The 18,481-nt window shown below is 51.5% G+C and carries 6 protein-coding genes, 15 tRNA genes and 3 rRNA genes; 22 read left to right on the forward strand and 2 right to left on the reverse strand.

From position 1 onward, the window contains the following. The first annotated feature begins 1 nt into the window (after position 1). The 4 genes from NSQ50_RS03955 to NSQ50_RS03970 are packed head-to-tail and all read left to right on the forward strand — an operon-like array spanning position 2 to position 10,443. Complete coding sequence (locus tag NSQ50_RS03955; RefSeq protein WP_076224339.1) at positions 2-3,160, forward strand: alpha-mannosidase; 3,159 nt, start codon at positions 2-4, stop codon at positions 3,158-3,160. Between the two features lie 36 nt (positions 3,161-3,196). After that, the gene (locus tag NSQ50_RS03960) at positions 3,197-4,516 is read left to right on the forward strand and encodes a glycoside hydrolase family 125 protein (RefSeq protein WP_076224336.1); all 1,320 of its coding nucleotides are present in this window, start codon (positions 3,197-3,199) and stop codon (positions 4,514-4,516) included. Then, positions 4,513-7,674, forward strand: coding sequence for a beta-galactosidase (locus NSQ50_RS03965; protein ID WP_256717068.1), 3,162 nt, complete (start codon positions 4,513-4,515; stop codon positions 7,672-7,674). The genes NSQ50_RS03960 and NSQ50_RS03965 overlap by 4 nt, the downstream gene beginning before the upstream one ends. Before the next feature lie 21 nt (positions 7,675-7,695). Beyond that, positions 7,696-10,443 carry an alpha-mannosidase gene (locus NSQ50_RS03970; protein ID WP_076224332.1) on the forward strand — a complete coding sequence of 916 codons (2,748 nt, stop codon included), beginning with the start codon at positions 7,696-7,698 and terminating at the stop codon, positions 10,441-10,443. Positions 10,444-10,487: 44 nt separating this feature from the next. Here NSQ50_RS03970 and NSQ50_RS03975 read toward each other — a convergent pair whose 3' ends face one another. Beyond that, positions 10,488-10,775, reverse strand: coding sequence for a hypothetical protein (locus tag NSQ50_RS03975; RefSeq protein ID WP_036684938.1), 288 nt, complete (start codon positions 10,773-10,775; stop codon positions 10,488-10,490). A gap of 472 nt (positions 10,776-11,247) precedes the next feature. Here NSQ50_RS03975 and NSQ50_RS03980 point away from each other — a divergent pair. From NSQ50_RS03980 to NSQ50_RS04065, 18 genes are all read left to right on the forward strand, one after another. Then, positions 11,248-12,805: ribosomal RNA gene (locus NSQ50_RS03980) — 16S ribosomal RNA — on the forward strand. A 232-nt stretch (positions 12,806-13,037) separates the two neighbouring features. Then, positions 13,038-15,962, forward strand: a 23S ribosomal RNA gene (locus tag NSQ50_RS03985). Between the two features lie 73 nt (positions 15,963-16,035). After that, positions 16,036-16,152, forward strand: a 5S ribosomal RNA gene (gene rrf, locus NSQ50_RS03990). The 16S, 23S and 5S rRNA genes sit together here with 15 tRNA genes alongside, the layout of an rRNA operon. Before the next feature lie 57 nt (positions 16,153-16,209). Continuing rightward, positions 16,210-16,286: transfer RNA gene (locus NSQ50_RS03995), tRNA-Ile, on the forward strand. Positions 16,287-16,289: 3 nt separating this feature from the next. Then, positions 16,290-16,365 (forward strand) — tRNA-Asn (locus NSQ50_RS04000). Positions 16,366-16,370: 5 nt separating this feature from the next. Then, positions 16,371-16,463: transfer RNA gene (locus NSQ50_RS04005), tRNA-Ser, on the forward strand. 16 nt (positions 16,464-16,479) lie between these two features. Further along, a tRNA-Glu gene (locus NSQ50_RS04010) sits at positions 16,480-16,551 on the forward strand. Between the two features lie 6 nt (positions 16,552-16,557). Then, positions 16,558-16,633, forward strand: a tRNA-Val gene (locus NSQ50_RS04015). A 15-nt stretch (positions 16,634-16,648) separates the two neighbouring features. Continuing rightward, positions 16,649-16,725, forward strand: a tRNA-Met gene (locus NSQ50_RS04020). Between the two features lie 71 nt (positions 16,726-16,796). Further along, positions 16,797-16,873 (forward strand) — tRNA-Met (locus tag NSQ50_RS04025). A 25-nt stretch (positions 16,874-16,898) separates the two neighbouring features. After that, positions 16,899-16,976 (forward strand) — tRNA-Asp (locus NSQ50_RS04030). Positions 16,977-16,992: 16 nt separating this feature from the next. Then, positions 16,993-17,067 (forward strand) — tRNA-Gln (locus tag NSQ50_RS04035). Positions 17,068-17,074: 7 nt separating this feature from the next. Further along, positions 17,075-17,150: transfer RNA gene (locus NSQ50_RS04040), tRNA-Lys, on the forward strand. Between the two features lie 15 nt (positions 17,151-17,165). After that, positions 17,166-17,250 (forward strand) — tRNA-Leu (locus tag NSQ50_RS04045). Positions 17,251-17,257: 7 nt separating this feature from the next. Further along, positions 17,258-17,332: transfer RNA gene (locus NSQ50_RS04050), tRNA-Gly, on the forward strand. A 10-nt stretch (positions 17,333-17,342) separates the two neighbouring features. Beyond that, positions 17,343-17,419, forward strand: a tRNA-Arg gene (locus NSQ50_RS04055). 32 nt (positions 17,420-17,451) lie between these two features. After that, a tRNA-Pro gene (locus NSQ50_RS04060) sits at positions 17,452-17,525 on the forward strand. Between the two features lie 12 nt (positions 17,526-17,537). Beyond that, positions 17,538-17,608 (forward strand) — tRNA-Gly (locus NSQ50_RS04065). A gap of 139 nt (positions 17,609-17,747) precedes the next feature. Here NSQ50_RS04065 and NSQ50_RS04070 read toward each other — a convergent pair. Further along, positions 17,748-18,203: a GreA/GreB family elongation factor gene (locus NSQ50_RS04070; protein WP_036686880.1), complete on the reverse strand. Its 456-nt coding sequence runs from the start codon at positions 18,201-18,203 to the stop codon at positions 17,748-17,750. Positions 18,204-18,481 lie beyond the last annotated feature (278 nt).

The raw sequence follows: 18,481 nt of genomic DNA on the forward strand, positions 1-18,481 counted from the left end.
CATGGAACGCATTAAACGCTTCATCCGCGAGCTCTCCGAGCAGCAATGGTTAGAGGTGGAGGAATTGCGCGATTGGGAGATTATGTCCTCGGTGTATCAATTGCCGGGACAGTATGACAAGCTGCAGCCTTACAAGGACGCCAGCAATTATGATCTCTTCCCGAGTGTGCAAGGAACGACCTATTTCTTCCGCCGTACTTTGGAGATTCCGGCTAACTGGCTGCCGGGCCACATCGGACTGATTTTTGCTTCAGGTGGGGAAGGGCTGCTGCGGGTGAACGGTGAATCGCGGCAAGGACTCGACCGCAATCATACCTTTGTGACCCTGACAGGTGATCCTTCTGGCCGTCCGTTGGAACTGGAAATCGAACTCTTCGATCCGGTCCCCGAGCCGGTGGACCCATTAAATCAACAGGCGGTGATCCAGCCGCCGATTCGGCTGATCCACAGCCAGCTGGTGCTGGTGAACAGACCTGTGCAGAGTCTAATGTACACGGCAGTAGTGATTCGCGATTCGGCAATTCTGCTGCCTGAGCAGGACCAGCGCCGTAACCGGATGCTGGAAGCTTTGTATGTGGCGATGGATGAATTCGTTGGCCTTACCACGCAGGAGATCCGCGATGGTGGTGAGATTACGCGAATCGAGCAGAAGCTGCGGGGCAGAGTCGGGGAGATCGGCGGTCATGCCGAAGGAACAATCCACATGGTGGGCCAGTCCCATATCGATATTGCTTGGCTGTGGCCTGCGCGCGAGACCGTGCGCAAGACTAGCCGGACGTTCTCGACGGTGAATGCCCTGATGGACGAATATCCTGACTATCAATATGCGCAGAGCCAGCCGCTGCTGTTCGAATATTTGAAAGACAATGACCCGGTACTCTATGAGAAGGTCAAGACGCGCATCCGTGAAGGACGCTGGGAACTGGTCGGTGGAATGTGGATCGAACCGGATCTGAACATTCCGAGCGGAGAATCGCTGATGCGGCAAATGCTGTATGGCCAACGCTTTTATCTGGAAGAGTTCGGGCGCACCTCGCAGATTGAGTGGCTGCCGGATACCTTCGGCTACTGCGCCTCTCTGCCGCAGATTCTGCAGCATGGTGGAATCAAATATTTTATGACCACCAAGCTGGGCTGGAATGACACTAATGTCTTCCCTTACGATCTGTTCCATTGGGTCGGCATTGACGGCACACCAATGTTGTCTTATCTGAATCACGGGGTTAATGAGAATACGCTGCCCAAAGATGTGCATGAACACTATCAGTCCTTCCGCGAAAAAGATAAACATAACGAGCAGATGCTGCTCTATGGGCATGGTGACGGCGGCGGCGGGGTCACGCGCGAGATGCTGGAATATATCCAGCGTGCCGAGCTAATGGTCGGCCAGCCGGAAAGCAAATACAGTAATGCCGCGGATTTTTTCGCGGGCATTACGCACAGTCAGCCGCAGCTGCCGCAGTGGCGGGGCGATCTGTATCTGGAGCTGCACCGCGGCACCTACACTACGCACGGCCGCAACAAGCGGAACAACCGCAAGGCGGAAGTGTTGTACCGTGAAGCGGAGCTGTGGCAGACACTAGCTTCGCCGCAGCTGGACACAGAGCAACGTGCCGTAGTTGCCGGGCAGCTGCATCAGGGCTGGAAGCTGATTTTGTTGAACCAGTTCCATGATATTATTCCGGGCTCGGCGATTACCGAAGCTTACGAGACCTCAGAGAAGGAATACGCAGAGGTGTTTGAGCTTGGCCGTGTTGCCCTTCAGCCGGGGCTTGCGGCATTGGCGGGGAACATTAACACATCAGGCGAGGGCACACCTTACATTGTTTTTAATAGTTTGGGTTGGACTCGGGATGCCGTGGTCGAACTTGCCCTCAATGAAGAAGGAGTCGCCAGCGGAAACTTTGCGGTGTATGGCGAGGATAACGTACTGCTGGAAGCAGATGTCCTGACGGAAGAGGCAGCAGTTTCTGGTGTCTCGGTTCTCGTTCCGGATATTCCAGCCTTTGGTTACAAAACGATCTGGATTCGTGAACTGTCTCAGAACACATCCGATGAAAGTCATGCAGAATCTGCCGCTGCTGAACATAATCAAACAGTTGTAGGAGCTGTTCCCTTCGGCGATCGTTGGGAGACGGACTATTATCGTATTACCTTTAACGAGCGGGGAGAAATCACCAGCCTTTTTGATAAAAAAGTAAACCGGGAGATCGTAAAATCCGGTGAGCCGGCGAATCGCTTCCACTTTTTCCACGACCGTCCCACGCTTTGGGATGCCTGGGACATTGACAACCGTTATGAAGCCCAACCCGCCGGGGAGGCTGAACTTATAGAAAAGGCAGTGATCCGCACTGGGGCGGTGCAGGATATTTTGCGCTTCCGCTGGAAGCTGGGCCAATCCGAGATTACTCAGGATATGATTCTACATCACCATAATCCCCGGATTGATTTCCAGACGCATGTAAGCTGGAACGAAGCCCATAAGCTGCTTAAGGTAGGGTTTCCAATTGATGTTGTGGCGGATAAAGCGACTTACGAGATACCTTTTGGTGCGCTGGAACGTCCGACCCACCGCAACACCAGCTGGGAGCAGGCGCAATATGAGGTTTGCGGGCACCGTTTTGCCGATGTATCCGAACGCGGATATGGTGTCAGTCTGCTGAATGATTGCAAATACGGCTATGACATCCAAGGCAGCACCATTCGTTTGTCGCTCCTGCGCGCGCCGAAATGGCCGGATGCTACTGCGGATCTCGGCGAGCATGACTTCACCTATTCGCTATATCCGCACCGTGGGGATTGGCAGGAGGCTCATACTGTTCGCCGTGCAGCAGAGCTAAATCATGAGCTGTATACTTTTGCCGCTTCATCAACACAGGGGCAGCTGCCGCCAACGGGCTCATTTATCGGATTCTCCGGTGAGCATGTGGTGCTGGATACGATCAAGCCATCCGAGGATGGGCAGGGGACTGTTCTGCGTTTCTACGAATCCTCGGGAGGCCGCGAGCGGGTTCAGCTCAAATGGCAGCATCCGGTTCAGAGCGTCTACCTGTCCAATGCTCTGGAAGAGCAGCTGGAACTGATCGAACACACGGCTGGCGGTGAACTGGAACTTCACTTTGCCCCTTACGAGATCAAAACAATCTACATCAGAAGTTAAATAATCACATCACAGATGCAAAGGAGCATAACTCACTTGGAACAATTCCGATTACCCAAAATAGCAATGCCCCAGCTACCGCTGCCGCAGGCTGTACAAGAAGTGCTTGCCGAAGCAGAGGAGAAGCTGGCACATCGCCCGAAGCTGTTGCAGCTGTTCAAGAATTGTTTTCCGAATACGCTGGAGACGACGACTAAACTGCTGGATGACGGAACCACCTTTGTGATTACCGGCGATATTCCGGCCTCCTGGCTGCGTGATTCAGTGGAGCAGGTAATTCAATACGTGCCTCTGGCCAAAAACGATCCCGATCTCCAGCGCATTATCGGAGGTCTTATCAAACGCCATATTCAGTATATTCATATCGATCCTTACGCCAATGCATTTAATGAGTCGGCCAATGACTGGCACTGGAACACTACGGATGTGACCGAGATGTCGCCATGGGTGTGGGAGCGTAAATTTGAGATTGATTCGTTATGTTTTGTCGTACGCCTCGCTTATACCTACTGGAAAGAGACGGGTCTGACTGATTTCTTCGACGCGGGGTTCAAGTCGGCCATGCGCCAGATCTTCGATTTGTTCAAAAGAGAGCAGCGGCATTTCGAGCAGTCTCCGTACCGGTTCAGCCGCAATAACGGCATTCCGGAAGATTCTCTGCACAATAGCGGTCTCGGCATGCCGGTGAACTATACCGGAATGATCTGGTCGGGCTTCCGGTCCAGCGATGATGCCTGTGATTTCCACTACAACATTCCTGGCAATATGTTCGCTGTTGTCGCGCTGCGCCAGATGCAGGAATTCGCGGAGTGGGTCTTCCGCGACCTAGACTTCCTGGCTGAACTTAAAGAGTTGGAATTTGAAGTGGATCATGGCATCAAACTCTACGGCATTTATCGCCATCCGGAGTTTGGTCCGATTTATGCTTATGAGACCGATGGCTTCGGCAATTACTGCCTGATGGATGATGCGGGAACGCCCGGACTGATCTCCATTCCGTATCTGGGTTACGCTTCGGCGGATGATCCCATCTACCAGAACACCAGACGTTTCGCATTGAGCAAAGAAAATCCGTTCTATTACGAAGGCACAGCTGCCAAAGGGATCGGCAGCCCGCACACTCCGGAGAACTATATCTGGCACATGGCGTTGTCCATGCAGGGCATTACGGCTCAGACTGCCGAAGAGAAGCTGGAACTGATTGCGATGCTGGAAAGTACGGATGCCGGAACCGGATATATGCATGAAGGTTTCCATGTAGATGATCCTAGTGTATTTACCCGCAGCTGGTTTGCATGGTCTAACAGCTTATTTTCGCAGCTTGTCTATCGGGCGATGAAGGAAGGTATTCTGTGAGCGGGGGCCGTATCATCCTGTTCGCGGACCCGTCTTTTCCCGGGTATACCGCAGCGGGCGGACTGACCACAGAACAGGCACAGTCCATAGGATTACATCATACTGACTCTCCTGTTCATGCAGAACAGCTGGCCGAAACGCTGGACAGCGCCAAGGCCGGGGACTGCTTCGTTAGCTTCCATGCTCCATACTTCCCGAAGGAGGCTTGGCCTTCCATCGTCGCTTATTTGAGCAGAGGCGGCAGCTTGATCAGCATTGGGGGTGCCCCGTTTAAGCATCCAGTCCGCCTAGTCGCTGAAGAGTGGCGGATCGAAGCTGAGCAGACTGCCTATCACCGCCAGCTGCATATCCATGAAGCGCTGCGTGTGAGCAGCACAGATCGCATACAGCAGCATGTTGCGCTTAGAGACATTCCGCTCTTCGTAGGTGATGAGCAGCTGCTGGCTCTGACGGATACCTGGAACCTGGTACCGCATGTCACTAAAAGCAGTGACCTGCCGGAGCAGATGGGTTCCAGTGGACCTATGGACACGCGGATTTATCCGCTGCTTAAGGGCATTACCGCCGCCGGGCGGGAAGTTTCAGCTCCAGCTGTGCTGTGGGAGCATATCGGCGGGCCTTTTGCCGGTGGCCGCTGGATCTTCATCGGCCAACCGCTTACGCCTGATTTCTGGAATCAAGGCGGAACGGAAGCATTAACCCGCTGGGCAACCTTTGCCGCTCGGGGTGTAACAGAGCTGTGGCTGAAGCCAAACTATGCTTCTTATGAAGAAGGCGAGCGGCCGCTGCTGTTTTTGCAGGGCCAGCGGCTAAGCCGCAGCCAATCTTCACCGACATCAGCGCAGTGGACCCTGAACATCACTCTGAGCAAAGACGGGGAGTCTATCCCATGTTTTACTCACGAGTGCAAGCTTGAGGTCAGTCGCGAGCTGAACTTCCTACGTGTACCGCTTGCTGTAGAAATTCAACCTGGCCTGTACCATCTCACTTGCCATGCTGTATCTGAAGAAGGCGAAGTGCGGATGTTGCGTCAAGGCTTCTGGGGACATGACGTGGGCCTGTTATCGCAGGGGGAAGCGATTAAGGCTGGAAGAGATTATTTTATCAAAGACGGTCAGCCTTTACCTGTTGTCGGCATGACTTATATGACCTCTGACGTAGCGCGGAAGTTTCTATTCCTGCCAAATGCTGATGTCTGGGATCGGGATATGGCACAGATGCGGAAGGCAGGCATCAACTGGATTCGTACCGGCATCTGGACAGCCTACCGCAATATTATGCAGGTAGACGGCCATGCCTCGGAAGAAGTGCTGCGGGCGATTGATGCTTTTCTACTGACTGCGAAGCGGCATGAGCTGCAGGTTACCTTTACGTTCTTCTCCTTTACGCCGGAGACTTGGGAAGGGACGAATCCTTATCTCGATCCGCGCAGTGTAGAAGCGCAAAAACGGTTCATCCGCTCCATCGTCGCCCGGCATCGCACGACAACCCATGTCGATTGGGATTTGATCAATGAACCGTCAATGTTTGATCCGCCGCGGATTTTCTCGGACGGACCGAGCTCGGCGCGAGATAAATATGAACGCGCTGCTTTCTCTGCTTGGCTGGAAGAACGCCATGGTGATATAACTTCGCTGCAAGAGCGCTGGAATATGACGCCGCTGGAATTGCCGGATTTTGCGGCTGCACAACCTCCTGAGCAAGAAGAGATTAACTTCAGTGTGCAGGATATTCATTCCGGGAAGCGCGGCACGCGTTGGCTCGACTACTGCCTGTTCTCCATGGACATGCACAACGTATGGGCAAGGGAGCTTAGCGGCACTATCAAGGAACTCTGCCCAGATCATTTAGTGACTGTAGGGCAGGATGAGGCTTTGGGTGCCCAGCGGCCATCGCCGTTCTTTTATGAGCGCGATGTCGATTACACCACTGTTCACAGCTGGTGGTTGAATGACAATCTGCTTTGGGATGGGATTTTTGCCAAAACCCATCACAAACCGAACCTCATCCAGGAGACCGGCATCATGTATGTGGAGACGCCAGACGGACGGGCTAAACGCAGTGAGGAAGAATTGCGGGCCATGCTGGAGCGCAAATATGCCTATGCGTTTGCTTCTGGAGGTGCCGGGGCTGTGCAATGGATCTGGAACACGAACTTTTATATGGATAATGCCAATGAATCGCAGATCGGTGCGCTGCGGGCCGATGGGACTGAGAAGCCGGAAGCGGATGTGTCTTATGATTTTGGGCGGTTCATCGGCGAAGCGGGGGGGTTATTTGACGGGCGGAAGCTGGAAGAGATTTCCGTGGTTTTCCCTTACTCTAATGACTTCTCGAACCGGAAGCTTACCTATGATGCGACTACCCGCCTGACACGGATCTTATCTTATCAGCTTCATTTGCCTTTCCGCGCCGTATCGGAATACGATCTGGCTCCGCTGGAGGCAGAGCCGGCTAAGTTGATTCTCCTGCCGAGTGTGCACAATCTGGATAATGACGCCCTTCAGCACTTGCTGGACATAGTGGAGCGTACAGGTGCCGTTCTGCTCATTACTGGAGCATTGGGTGTAGATGCATACTGGCAGCCTTCGGATCGTATGGACGCAATAGTAGGAGTCCGTAAACTTGGCAACATGCGCCGTGAGGAGCAGCTTCTATTGAACGGACGCAAGTTTGCCGTGTCCTACGGACAGAAGCGAATCGCGGAGCTAGTCAAAGAAACGCCAGCAAATGCAGATGTTGATTCGTCTAGCTCAGGAGGTGTAGGTGATCACCTCATCGAACGCCAGATTGGCACAGGTCGCCTGATCTGGTGCCCGCTACCTTTAGAACTGAATGACCGCGACGAGCCAATCGCCGCGCTCTACCAATATGCTGCACAAGCCGCAGGTATCGAAACCGAGCTGGAATGGATCAGCGGTGGAGACCTGCCAGGTGTGTACGGGCGAAAGCTTGCTTTTGCAGAAGGTTCATTGTATATCTTCGTATCTGAATACGCCTGGGATGCCGAACTTGAAGTAAAAGATCCTGCAACTGGAGCTCATTACTCATTTTTACTGGAGAAGGAACGTTCGGTGTTGTTTGCAGCTGATTCAGCGGGCAAGCTGGTAGCTGTCTATAGACCTGAAGAGGTTAACATTACGCTTAATAAATGCTGAAGAACTGAGGTGTACACACAGATGACCCACACAACAACCAAAACAGCCCATATCGTGTCCCATACTCACTGGGACCGTGAATGGTATTTGCCGTATGAGAAACACCACGTCCGTCTGGTTCAGCTGGTGGATGCACTGCTTGCCAAGCTGGACGGAGATTCCGCCTTCCGCAGTTTTTACCTCGATGGGCAAACCATTATTCTGGAGGATTATCTTCAGGTTCGGCCAGAGAACAAAGAGAAGCTGGAGCAGTATATCCGGGATGGACGAATCTTGATTGGACCTTGGTACATTTTGCAGGATGCGTTCCTGACGAGCGGTGAGGCAAATGTGCGGAATATGCAGATCGGCCATCAGGATGCCGAGAAATACGGCGAGCCTTCCAAAATCGGTTATTTTCCCGATACCTTTGGATTGGTCGGACAGACTCCGCAGCTGATGTTGCAGTCAGGGATTACGAATGCTTTTTTTGGACGCGGGGTGAAGCCTACGGGATTTAACAACACTGTATCGGATGCGGGTTATGAGTCCTCTTTCTCCGAGCTGATCTGGGAAGGGCCGGATGGATCCAAAATTCTCGGTATCCTATTTGCCAACTGGTATTCTAACGGCAATGAAGTTCCTGTAGAGGAAGGTGCGGCCCGGGAATTCTGGGACCGTAAGCTTGCGGATGCAGAGAAGTATGCTTCAACGGGGGAGTTATTGTTCATGAACGGGTGCGACCACCAGCCTCTGCAATTGGATTTGCCGGAAGCTATCCGCACCGCCGAAAAGCTATACCCTGAAGTGAAGTTCGTGCATTCAAATTTCCCGGACTATCTGCAAGCCTTGGATCAGCAATTATCCTCGGATCAGCGGGAGCTCTCCACCGTTACAGGGGAACTGCGCAGTCAGCGTACAGACGGATGGGGCACCTTAGTGAACACAGCCTCAGCTCGGGTTTATTTGAAGCAGATGAACCAGCTGGGCCAGACTCTTTTGGAAAAAGTAGCCGAGCCGCTGGCCTCCATCGCCCGCCTGTCCGGACAGGACTACCCACATCATCTATTCACCTATGCCTGGAAGACGCTGATGCAGAACCATCCGCATGACAGTATCTGTGGTTGTAGTGTGGATGAAGTGCATCGTGAGATGGTAACGCGTTTTGATAAAAGCCGGCATGTTGCCGAAAGCATCATAGATGACAGTGCTAAGTTTATCGCAGATCAAGTGGAGACTTCGGGCTTTTCCGCCTACGGGGAAGATGCAGTTCCTTTTGTAGTGATGAATACCACGGGGTGGAAGCGTACGGGAACGGTGACTATAGAGCTGGATGCTGAACGGTTATATCTGCGCGAGGGTTATCCGTTGGATGAGACCGCCCGCAGAATGTTGGCTGTTGATTTGTCCGGCCGGATTCTCGTCGATCACACAGGGGAGGAATTAGCGTCTACAGTGGAAGACCTGGGTTTAAGCTTTGGTTATGATCTGCCTGATGACCAATTCCGCCAGCCGTATATGTGCCGCAAGGTGAGACTTACTTTTGAAGCCCGCAATGTGCCTGCACTTGGACTCTGTACTTACGCTTGGGTACAATCAACTACGGAATCCGCTCAGGGAAGCTCTTTAATAGAAGGAGAGCGCAGCTTGGAGAATGCATCTCTCAAGGTAGTTGTTGCTGAGGATGGTTCATTTACATTATTGGATAAGCGCAGCGGTACCACTTATCGTGAGTTGGGGATTTACGAGAATACCGGAGACGTAGGCAATGAATACATGTACAAGCAGCCAGAAGGTGAACAAGCGCTGACGACCAAAGGCCAGCCTGCAGTCATTAAGGTGATTGAAGACTCTCCCTTCCGTGCGGCCATTGAGATCCAAATAGATTGGGAGATTCCGGCTTCGGCGGATGACACCTTGGAGGCGGAACAGCGTGCACTTGTGTATTATCCTGAGCGTAAAGCGCAGCGGAGCGTAAATACGGTGGTTTTGAAGCTTCGTACCGTCGTATCGCTGGAGCGGGAAGGCAAAGGCGTGCATATTGAATCCACAATTAATAACAAAGCCAAGGATCACCGGGTGCGAATGCTGTTCCCGACCGATTTGTCTACCGATGTGCATCGTGTGGATTCTATGTTCGAAGTGGCTATGCGGGACAATAATCCGGCACCGGAATGGGCAAATCCGAGCAATACTCAACATCAGCAATCCTTTGTAGATGTCAGCAATGGCGATGTAGGACTTACGGTAGCCAACCAGGGATTGAACGAATATGAGGTTCTGCGGGATGGACGCAATACTATTGCCGTCACCCTGCTACGCAGCGTAGGGGAATTGGGGGATTGGGGCTGGTTCCCAACTCCGGAAGCTCAGTGCCTGGGTGAATATACAGCACAACTGGAGCTGATTCCTCATTCTGGTGAGGGAAGTGAACAGCGGGCATTTACAGAGGCCTATCAATTCCAGATCCCTTGGACGGTATGTCAGACCGGTCTGCATAGCGGGAAGTTGAACTCTGGATATACCCCATTGGTTTGGGAAGGAGACAACATGGCCTTCTCATCCATGAAAATGAACGGAACTTCAGGCGACTTGTTTTTGCGTTGGTACAATATGTCCGCTCAGCAGACACAACTGCAACTGAAAGTGAACAGTCCTCAAGAGTATTTATTTAAAAGCAATATCTTAGAGCAGCTTAACCCTGCTTTACAAGGAGCAACGTCTTCGGTTCACCACTTAGAGATAGGTCCATCTGAGATTGTAACTGTAGGTGCGAAATTAAGCTTCTAGGTAAAAAGATGCCCCGGCGCTTCCCTGCCGGGGCATCTTTTGATTTACTTTCTTCTATAAGACTTGTGCCAATCTTGAATGGCCTCTTGGCGGGAGGGAAATCTCATCTGGATCCAGTTGTTTGTCTCCCATTCATGAATCGCCTGCTGTTTAGTTTGGTAAAAGCTGTAGTCGCAAATGTTCCAGCTGTTATACAGTTTCTGATACCATTTCCCTTTAGGGATGTCGCCAGGGGAGCGGCGGACGGCTTTATTGGCTTGTTTTTTAGCCCATGAGGAACCGTGTTTCTGTTGGTCGCTGCACACGGGTTGCTTTTTCACACTTCTGCTCATTGATTCTCCAACCTCCTTTTAGAGGGAAGCTAGAGATCATGCAAGGTCTTTATATGAATCACCTCTTTGCCAAAAAATAATGGAGTTGATACCTATGTATGAAGGGACTTTGATGTTGAATAGATAGACGCGGAAAAGGGGAATGCGGTTGCGATACAATTGGGGAAAAGTATGTGTTTAGTTTTTTAAAATAAAGCTTGCAATGAATCTCTATACATGATATATTCTAAGTCCGGCCAAGAAATACACATGCCGAGCTCGAAAAAGAAGTTGAAAAAAGAGCTTGACATTAAATAGCCGAACATGATATAGTATAAGAGTTGCTGCTGAGACATTAAACGGCGCCAACGAGAACTTGATCTTTGAAAACTGAACAACGAGTGAGTAGGAAATCACGTAAGTGATATCCAAAATTAGAGAATTAATTTTCTCGTCAGATGTTTCAAAATGAGCATATCGCTCTTTTCAATACTAATTGGAGAGTTTGATCCTGGCTCAGGACGAACGCTGGCGGCGTGCCTAATACATGCAAGTCGAGCGGAGTTATTTTGAAAGCTTGCTTTCAAAATAACTTAGCGGCGGACGGGTGAGTAACACGTAGGCAACCTGCCCTTCAGACTGGGATAACTACCGGAAACGGTAGCTAATACCGGATAATTTCTTTTTTCTCCTGAGAGAAGAATGAAAGACGGAGCAATCTGTCACTGAGGGATGGGCCTGCGGCGCATTAGCTAGTTGGTGGGGTAACGGCCCACCAAGGCGACGATGCGTAGCCGACCTGAGAGGGTGAACGGCCACACTGGGACTGAGACACGGCCCAGACTCCTACGGGAGGCAGCAGTAGGGAATCTTCCGCAATGGGCGAAAGCCTGACGGAGCAACGCCGCGTGAGTGATGAAGGTTTTCGGATCGTAAAGCTCTGTTGCCAGGGAAGAACGTCCGGTAGAGTAACTGCTATCGGAGTGACGGTACCTGAGAAGAAAGCCCCGGCTAACTACGTGCCAGCAGCCGCGGTAATACGTAGGGGGCAAGCGTTGTCCGGAATTATTGGGCGTAAAGCGCGCGCAGGCGGCTATTTAAGTCTGGTGTTTAAACCTTGGGCTCAACCTGAGGTCGCACTGGAAACTGGGTGGCTTGAGTACAGAAGAGGAAAGTGGAATTCCACGTGTAGCGGTGAAATGCGTAGATATGTGGAGGAACACCAGTGGCGAAGGCGACTTTCTGGGCTGTAACTGACGCTGAGGCGCGAAAGCGTGGGGAGCAAACAGGATTAGATACCCTGGTAGTCCACGCCGTAAACGATGAGTGCTAGGTGTTAGGGGTTTCGATACCCTTGGTGCCGAAGTTAACACAGTAAGCACTCCGCCTGGGGAGTACGGTCGCAAGACTGAAACTCAAAGGAATTGACGGGGACCCGCACAAGCAGTGGAGTATGTGGTTTAATTCGAAGCAACGCGAAGAACCTTACCAGGTCTTGACATCCCTCTGAATCTGCTAGAGATAGCAGCGGCCTTCGGGACAGAGGAGACAGGTGGTGCATGGTTGTCGTCAGCTCGTGTCGTGAGATGTTGGGTTAAGTCCCGCAACGAGCGCAACCCTTAACTTTAGTTGCCAGCAGGTAATGCTGGGCACTCTAGAGTGACTGCCGGTGACAAACCGGAGGAAGGTGGGGATGACGTCAAATCATCATGCCCCTTATGACCTGGGCTACACACGTACTACAATGGCCGGTACAACGGGAAGCGAAGCCGCGAGGTGGAGCCAATCCCATCAAAGCCGGTCTCAGTTCGGATTGCAGGCTGCAACTCGCCTGCATGAAGTCGGAATTGCTAGTAATCGCGGATCAGCATGCCGCGGTGAATACGTTCCCGGGTCTTGTACACACCGCCCGTCACACCACGAGAGTTTACAACACCCGAAGTCGGTGGGGTAACCCGCAAGGGAGCCAGCCGCCGAAGGTGGGGTAGATGATTGGGGTGAAGTCGTAACAAGGTAGCCGTATCGGAAGGTGCGGCTGGATCACCTCCTTTCTATGGAGAATCGTTCTCTGCAATGAGGACATTCAAATCGGAAGCTCAGCTTCCAAAACTCAGGTTTAGGCCTGTTACTCACTCGTTGCTCAGTTTTGAGAGTTTAAGCTCTCAAGTAAGACTTGATCCTTGAAAACTGGATACCGAAACGAATTTGCGTTTTAGAACATCTTTTAGCAACTTGTGCAAACAAGTAAATGTTATTAGTGAGATTTTTCTTCGGAAAAATCAAGGTTAAGCTAATAAGAGCACACGGAGGATGCCTAGGCGCCAGGAGCCGACGAAGGACGTGGCGAACAACGAAACTGCCTCGGGGAGCTGTAAGCAAGCTTTGATCCGGGGGTGTCCGAATGGGGAAACCCAGCTGTGGTAATTCGCAGTTACTCATACCTGAATACATAGGGTGTGTAGAGGCAGACCAGGGGAACTGAAACATCTAAGTACCCTGAGGAAGAGAAAACAATAGTGATTCCGTCAGTAGCGGCGAGCGAACGCGGAACAGCCTAAACCAAGGGGCTTGCCTCTTGGGGTTGTGGGACGTCTCACATGGAGTTACAAAGGAATATGGTAGGTGAAGAGGTCTGGAAAGGCCCGCGATAGAGGTAAAAGCCCTGTAACCTAAACTGTGTTCTCTCCGAGACGGATCCCGAGTAGTGCGGGGCACGTGAAACCCCGTATGAATCCAGCAGGACCATCTGCTAAGGCTAAATACTACCTGGCGACCGATAGTGAAACAGTACCGTGAGGGAAAGGTGAAAAGCACCCCGGAAGGGGAGTGAAATAGAACCTGAAACCGTGTGCTTACAAAAAGTCAGAGCCCGATCTATGGGTGATGGCGTGCCTTTTGTAGAATGAACCGGCGAGTTACGTTTAACATGCAAGGTTAAGCCGAGAAGGTGGAGCCGCAGCGAAAGCGAGTCTGAATAGGGCGAATGAGTATGTGGACGTAGACCCGAAACCGTGTGATCTACCCCTGTCCAGGGTGAAGGTGCGGTAACACGCACTGGAGGCCCGAACCCACGTACGTTGAAAAGTGCGGGGATGAGGTGGGGGTAGCGGAGAAATTCCAATCGAACTCGGAGATAGCTGGTTCTCCCCGAAATAGCTTTAGGGCTAGCCTCGGTATAAGAGTAGTGGAGGTAGAGCACTGATTGGGTGCGGGGTCCGCAAGGATTACCAAGCTCAGTCAAACTCCGAATGCCATATACTTATTGCCGGGAGTCAGACAGTGAGTGCTAAGATCCATTGTCAAAAGGGAAACAGCCCAGACCATCAGCTAAGGTCCCCAAGTGTGTGTTAAGTGGGAAAGGATGTGGAGTTGCACAGACAACCAGGATGTTGGCTTAGAAGCAGCCACCATTGAAAGAGTGCGTAATAGCTCACTGGTCGAGTGACTCTGCGCCGAAAATGTAACGGGGCTAAACACACCACCGAAGCTATGGCTAGATACGTATGTATCTGGGGTAGGGGAGCGTTGTGTAGGGGTTGAAGGTGTACTGAAAAGAGCGCTGGACACTACACAAGTGAGAATGCCGGTATGAGTAACGAAAAGATCAGTGAGAATCTGATCCGCCGAAAGCCCAAGGTTTCCTGAGGAAGGCTCGTCCGCTCAGGGTAAGTCGGGACCTAAGGCGAGGCCGAAAGGCGTAGTCGAAGGACAACAGTTTGAAATTACTGTACCACCGTAATCCGCTATGAGCGATGGGGTGACGCAGGAGGGTAGTGACGCGGACTGATGGATGTCCGTCTAAGCAGTGAGGCTGATGTGTAGGCAAATCCGCACATCGATAAGGCTGGGCTGTGATGGGGAGCGAAAATTATAGTAGCGAAGGTCATGATCTCACACTGCCAAGAAAAGCCTCTAGCCAGGAGAAGGTGCCCGTACCGCAAACCGACACAGGTAGGCGAGAAGAGAATTCTAAGGCGCGCGGAAGAACTCTCGTTAAGGAACTCGGCAAAATGACCCCGTAACTTCGGGAGAAGGGGTGCCCCGGTAGTGTGAATAGCACGAGGGGGCCGCAGTGAAAAGGCCCAAGCGACTGTTTAGCAAAAACACAGGTCTGTGCGAAGCCGCAAGGCGAAGTATACGGGCTGACGCCTGCCCGGTGCTGGAAGGTTAAGGGGAGTGGTTAGGGGTAACCCGAAGCTATGAACCGAAGCCCCAGTAAACGGCGGCCGTAACTATAACGGTCCTAAGGTAGCGAAATTCCTTGTCAGGTAAATTCTGACCCGCACGAATGGCGTAACGACTTGGGCGCTGTCTCAACGAGAGATCCGGTGAAATTTTAATACCTGTGAAGATGCAGGTTACCCGCGACAAGACGGAAAGACCCCATGGAGCTTTACTGCAGCTTGATATTGAATTTGGGTACGATCTGTACAGGATAGGTGGGAGCCGTAGAAATCGGAGCAAGCTTCGGTGGAGGCGCCGTTGGGATACCACCCTGATCGTATCTAGGTTCTAACCTAGTACCCTTACCGGGTACGGGGACCGTGTCAGGCGGGCAGTTTGACTGGGGCGGTCGCCTCCTAAAGAGTAACGGAGGCGTTCCAAGGTTCCCTCAGAATGGTTGGAAATCATTCGCAGAGTGCAAAGGCATAAGGGAGCTTGACTGCGAGACCTACAAGTCGAGCAGGGACGAAAGTCGGACTTAGTGATCCGGTGGTACCGCATGGAAGGGCCATCGCTCAACGGATAAAAGCTACCCTGGGGATAACAGGCTTATCTCCCCCAAGAGTCCACATCGACGGGGAGGTTTGGCACCTCGATGTCGGCTCATCGCATCCTGGGGCTGAAGTAGGTCCCAAGGGTTGGGCTGTTCGCCCATTAAAGCGGTACGCGAGCTGGGTTCAGAACGTCGTGAGACAGTTCGGTCCCTATCTGTCGTGGGCGCAGGAAATTTGAGAGGAGCTGTCCTTAGTACGAGAGGACCGGGATGGACGTACCGCTGGTGCACCAGTTGTTCCGCCAGGAGCATGGCTGGGTAGCTACGTACGGACGGGATAAGCGCTGAAAGCATCTAAGCGTGAAGCCCCCCTCAAGATGAGATTTCCCAATTAGTAAGACCCCTTGAAGACGACGAGGTAGATAGGTTGGAGGTGGAAGTGCAGCAATGCATGGAGCTGACCAATACTAATCGGTCGAGGGCTTATCCTATACTTAGAATGCAAATTCGTTTCGGATTCAGTTTTCAGGCATCAAGCCTGAGCATTTACGCTGTAAATGCCCGTTTGGTGGCGATAGCGGAGGGGTTCCACACGTACCCATCCCGAACACGACCGTTAAGCCCTCCAGCGCCGATGGTACTTGGACCGAAGGGTCCTGGGAGAGTAGGACGCCGCCAAGCGGACAACCACATTACCCGTGGTATTTTTTTTGCCCTTAATATTAATATGTCTTAGAAGGGCCTTTAGCTCAGCTGGTTAGAGCGCACCCCTGATAAGGGTGAGGTCGGTGGTTCGAGTCCACTAAGGCCCACCATATTCCCTGATAGCTCAGTTGGTAGAGCACTCGACTGTTAATCGAGTTGTCACAGGTTCGAGTCCTGTTCGGGGAGCCATTTATGGAGAGGTGTCCGAGTTTGGCCGAAGGAGCACGATTGGAAATCGTGTAGGCGCCACAAGCGTCTCGAGGGTTCGAATCCCTCTCTCTCCGCCATAAAAATTATTAGCATGGCCCGTTGGTCAAGGGGTTAAGACACCTCCCTTTCACGGAGGTAACATGGGTTCGAATCCCATACGGGTCATATCATGGAGGCTTAGCTCAGCTGGGAGAGCATCTGCCTTACAAGCAGAGGGTCGGGGGTTCGATCCCCTCAGCCTCCACCATATTATTTTCACTGACGCGGGGTGGAGCAGCCCGGTAGCTCGTCGGGCTCATAACCCGAAGGTCGCAGGTTCAAGTCCTGCCCCCGCAACCAATTTACTCTTATACATTATGTTTAGGGATAAGCTGGTATGGTGAAAATGAATAGTATATACTTATTAATGACGCGGGGTGGAGCAGCCCGGTAGCTCGTCGGGCTCATAACCCGAAGGCCGCAGGTTCAAATCCTGCCCCCGCAACCAATTTACACTTATGCATTATGTCTATGGAACCGTGGTGTAGTTGGCCTAACATGCCTGCCTGTCACGCAGGAGATCGCGGGTTCGAATCCCGTCGGTTCCGCCATTTAGTTAATTATTATTGGGGATTAGCCAAGCGGTAAGGCAACGGACTTTGACTCCGTCATGCATAGGTTCAAATCCTATATCCCCAGCCATTTATGAGAGCCATTAGCTCAGTTGGTAGAGCACCTGACTTTTAATCAGGGTGTCGAAGGTTCGAGTCCTTCATGGCTCACCATTTTCTTTAAAGTGTGCGCGTGTGGCGGAATTGGCAGACGCACCAGACTTAGGATCTGGCGTTTCACGACGTGGGGGTTCGAGTCCCTTCACGCGCACCATGTTTTTGCGGACGTGGCTCAGCGGTAGAGCATCGCCTTGCCAAGGCGAGGGTCGCGGGTTCGATTCCCGTCGTCCGCTCCATATAGATTTTGCGCCCTTAGCTCAGCTGGATAGAGCGTTTGACTACGAATCAAAAGGCCGGGAGTTCGAATCTCTCAGGGCGCGCCATTTTTATTACTAAGCAGTTATAGTATTGTTAACGGGATGTAGCTCAGCTTGGTAGAGCACCTGGTTTGGGACCAGGGGGTCGCATGTTCAAATCGTGTCATCCCGATTTTATACCTTTGCGGGTGTAGTTCAATGGTAGAACTTCAGCCTTCCAAGCTGATAGCGTGGGTTCGATTCCCATCACCCGCTTATAATGAGAAACACCTGCCGGTATTAGGCGGGTGTTTTTTTGATTGGACATATCTTACGGAGACTTAAATAATAGAAACGCCCCCCTCCTTAATATAGGAAAGGGACGCTGCTGTAGTGGGTTTATAAGGGATCGTCCTTATATAAGAACGCCTACCTCACCATTATTCACGAACTTAATACTTTCGATCTTCACCTCTAGTTGACCTGAAGGAATCGCTAGCTGACAAGTACTGCCGAGCTCAGCCAGCAGCAACTGCATGCCTATAGGTGACAACATAGAAATCTTGTTATCGTTAGGTTCTGCTTGGTTAGGAAATACGATGGTATAGATATCTGTAGTATTATCGTCCAAGTAACGAAGCTGCAACTGGCTTCCGATAAAGACCTGAGAATTTAAATCTTCACCGTTAAACTCAGTTAGTAATTGTTCCAGCTCGGAGCAATAACGGGACAACAGCGTTTCAGCATTGCTTCTATCCTTGCTTCGTACCGGAAAGTATTGATTTAGAAATGCGATTTTTTCCTCATCAAAATAGATAAGCTGCTGAAGCAGCTGTGTCCGTGAGCCTTCATAGATAAGACTATGGTTCATAGTAGATTTCACCCCCTCTAAGTAGCACATTCCTTGTAAACTTGTTATGGTGTGTTGCCATCTTAAAATCCCTCCTATACAAATAGAGGTCCCCCAATGGAGACCTTCTGATCAGTATACCAGCTTCTATTTGTAAATCCAATCCATTTTAAAAGGGGAATTAAAACCTTCTAAATATTGTAATGAAAACCTTTGACTATTACATACTTGGGTGCTATGATAGGCTGATGCATAGGCATTTCGTAGAAAACTGCGAAATGCCTATACTGTATTTTGAA

The sequence above is a fragment of the Paenibacillus sp. FSL R10-2788 genome, assembly GCF_038003885.1.
Taxonomy (GTDB): Bacteria; Bacillota; Bacilli; order Paenibacillales; family Paenibacillaceae; genus Paenibacillus_AQ; species Paenibacillus_AQ odorifer.

Excerpts from the sequence above, each read along its gene's own strand:
- NSQ50_RS03970 (WP_076224332.1), top strand. The coding sequence starts at position 7,696 with ATGACCCACACAACAACCAAAACAGCCCATATCGTGTCCCATACTCAC.
- NSQ50_RS03955 (WP_076224339.1), top strand. The coding sequence starts at position 2 with ATGGAACGCATTAAACGCTTCATCCGCGAGCTCTCCGAGCAGCAATGG.
- NSQ50_RS03975 (WP_036684938.1), bottom strand. The coding sequence starts at position 10,775 with ATGAGCAGAAGTGTGAAAAAGCAACCCGTGTGCAGCGACCAACAGAAA.
- NSQ50_RS04070 (WP_036686880.1), bottom strand. The coding sequence starts at position 18,203 with ATGAACCATAGTCTTATCTATGAAGGCTCACGGACACAGCTGCTTCAG.